Genomic DNA, 2,557 nt, shown 5'->3' with positions numbered 1-2,557 from the left:
TGCCGGGAGGCGCCACAAACAGCCCGCTCTTCAATGAGATATCCTCCCTTGTCCACAGCAACACAATGGGGATACAGCTCAGCAACTATATTGTCGGGCTCGGCGGACGTGATGTGAACCCCGAGGACTTCCACGGCATCCTTGACGATATGTCGTCCCCGGCAGCCAAAGGGTCTTCGGAGCAAGAGAAAAACTATCGTGTCATAGGGGTGAGAGGATGATGTTACCGAACATCGATATCTATGCAGCGAATACGGTGACAAGAGAAGAATTTGCCGTCTCCGGCCACCGGGCGTGCCAGGGATGCGCGGAGATACTGGCAGTGCGCCTGGCATTAAAGGGATTCGGGAAGAACACCATTGTAGCAATGGCGACAGGGTGTATGGAGATCATTTCCACTCCGCTTCCCCTTACCGACTGGCGTCTTCCCTGGATCCATGTTGCCTTTGAGAATGCAGCCGCCGTTGCCTCCGGTGTCGAATCGGCGCTTAAGATCCTCACAGAAAAAGGGAAGATACCCCGGAAGGATATCCATGTTGTTGCCATTGGAGGAGATGGCGGGACCAGCGACATCGGTCTCCAGGCGCTCTCCGGAGCACTGGAACGTGGACACAAGTTCACCTACATCTGCGTCGACAACGAGGCCTATATGAATACCGGTATCCAGCGTTCTTCATCCACGCCCTACGGTGCCATGACAACGACCAGTCCTCCGGGGAAACGGAGCATCGGGCAGGCAACGCAGAAGAAGAACATGCCCAAGATCGCTGCTGCCCACAATATCCCCTACGTCGCGACAGCCTGTCCTTCCTATCCCTTCGACCTCCTCGCAAAGGTCAAGAAGGCGCGGATGGTCAACGGACCGTCCTATCTCCATATCCTCTCTGTCTGTCCCACGGGCTGGCGGATACCCTCTGACCTTGCCATACGGTACGGGAGACTGGCGGTTGAAACCGGTGTATTCCCCCTCTACGAGGTGGAAAACGGCAAATACAGATTAACGTATAACCCCGAGCCGTTACGTCATGTTGTAGACTACATGAACGGCCAGGGCAGGTTCAGGCACCTGACTGTAAAAACGATTTCCCTGATACAGGAAAAGGTAAAGAAAGATTGGGAAAGGATGAAATATCTCTGTGGTTTGAAGTAAAAGGGATATTTTTCAATTAAAAAAAGGGGGATTACATGGAGGTCGATACTGCGGCAATCAATACCATAATCGACAAGTATGGCAAGGATAAATCCTATCTGCTCGCCATGTTTCAGGATGTTCAAAGACAATACCGGTATCTGCCGAAAGAGGCTATTCAGTATATCTGCGGCGAGCTTCACATACCATTTAGTAAGGGCTATGAAGTTGCCACCTTTTACGCATCTCTCTCGCTTACGCCAAGAGGAAAGCACACAATCCATGTCTGTCTCGGAACTGCATGCCATTTGAGGGGCGGGCCGAATATCCTTGATACGTTCGAGAGAGAACTAAATATCAAGAAGGGGAATACAACCGGGAATGGTCTTTTTACCCTTGAGTCTGTAAACTGCCTCGGTGCCTGTGCGCTTGCTCCGCTGGTAAGGGTTGACGGACAGGATTACGGAAAAACAACACCGAGTATCGTTAAGAAGATAATTAATGAATATGGAGAATCATCATGATCATATCGATCGAGCAGCTTGACGGCATAGCAGCAGCATATAAACAAAAGATTGGGGCCTATAGTAAGATTGTGAAGATTTGTTGTGGCACGGGTTGCATATCGTCCGGTGCGTTGAAGGTCTACGAAAAGCTGAATGAGGCCATCGCAGCGGAGAAACTAAACGATAAGGTGCTTGTAAAGAAAACCGGTTGCCATGGATTATGCGAGAGGGGGCCAATCGTTGTTTTTGGTGACGATGAGATCCTGTACCAGACCGTTGGGAAGAGAAATCTGGAAGATGATACTAAACTGTTGTTAAAAACCATTCAGGATGGAACGATCGTTGAAAACCTGCTTTACAAGGGGGAAGATAAAACAAAAAGATATGTATCTCCCGGTGATATTCCTTTTTACGCAGGCCAGACAAGAATTGTGCTGGCTCTGAATGGTGTTCTTGACCCTGAAGACATCGAGGAGTATATCGGCTTTGGTGGTTACAGGGCCGCTTATAAAGCCCTTCATATGGATCCTGTGGAGATCATTGAATGGATACAGAAATCAGGTCTGAGAGGAAGGGGCGGCGGAGGTTTTCTGACCGGTACAAAATGGCGTTCCTGCAGGGATGCTTCAGAGGAACCGCGATACGTCATAGCAAATGGTGATGAAGGTGATCCCGGAGCTTTTATGGACAGGTCCCTCATGGAAGGAAATCCTCATGCTGTCATCGAAGGAATGATCATCGGCGGCCATGCCATCGGTTCCAATCAGGGTTTCATCTATGTGAGGGACGAATACCCCCTTGCCGTCCACAGGCTCTCAATAGCCATTGAAAAAGCCAGGGAACAGGGTCTCCTGGGGGCTAATATCTTCAATTCCGGTTTTAATTTTGATATCAAGATCTTTCGCGGCGGCGGCGCCTTTGT

The 2,557-nt window shown here is 50.0% G+C and carries 4 protein-coding genes; all 4 read left to right on the top strand.

All coding sequences use genetic code 11. The annotated features are described in order from the left end of the window. Positions 1-221 (top strand): hypothetical protein (locus PHU49_17150; protein MDD5245737.1); only part of this gene is annotated, 221 nt, incomplete at its 5' end. Beyond that, entirely contained in the window at positions 218-1,150 is a 933-nt protein-coding gene (gene porB / locus PHU49_17145; protein MDD5245736.1) for a pyruvate synthase subunit PorB, read from the top strand. The genes PHU49_17150 and porB, both read left to right, overlap by 4 nt. A 35-nt stretch (positions 1,151-1,185) precedes the next feature. After that, entirely contained in the window at positions 1,186-1,653 is a 468-nt protein-coding gene (locus PHU49_17140; GenBank protein ID MDD5245735.1) for an NAD(P)H-dependent oxidoreductase subunit E, read from the top strand. Beyond that, a partial coding sequence (locus PHU49_17135; protein MDD5245734.1) for an NAD(P)H-dependent oxidoreductase subunit E occupies positions 1,650-2,557 on the top strand: 908 nt, incomplete at its 3' end. The genes PHU49_17140 and PHU49_17135, both read left to right, overlap by 4 nt.

The organism is Syntrophorhabdaceae bacterium (assembly GCA_028713955.1).
Lineage (GTDB): Bacteria > Desulfobacterota > Syntrophorhabdia > Syntrophorhabdales > Syntrophorhabdaceae > UBA5609.
This window is presented reverse-complemented; position numbering and strand designations above follow the sequence as displayed.

What these genes read in the sequence shown, in the direction of transcription:
- porB (MDD5245736.1), top strand. Translation starts at nt 218, where the DNA reads ATGATGTTACCGAACATCGATATCTATGCAGCGAATACGGTGACAAGA.
- PHU49_17140 (MDD5245735.1), top strand. Translation starts at nt 1,186, where the DNA reads ATGGAGGTCGATACTGCGGCAATCAATACCATAATCGACAAGTATGGC.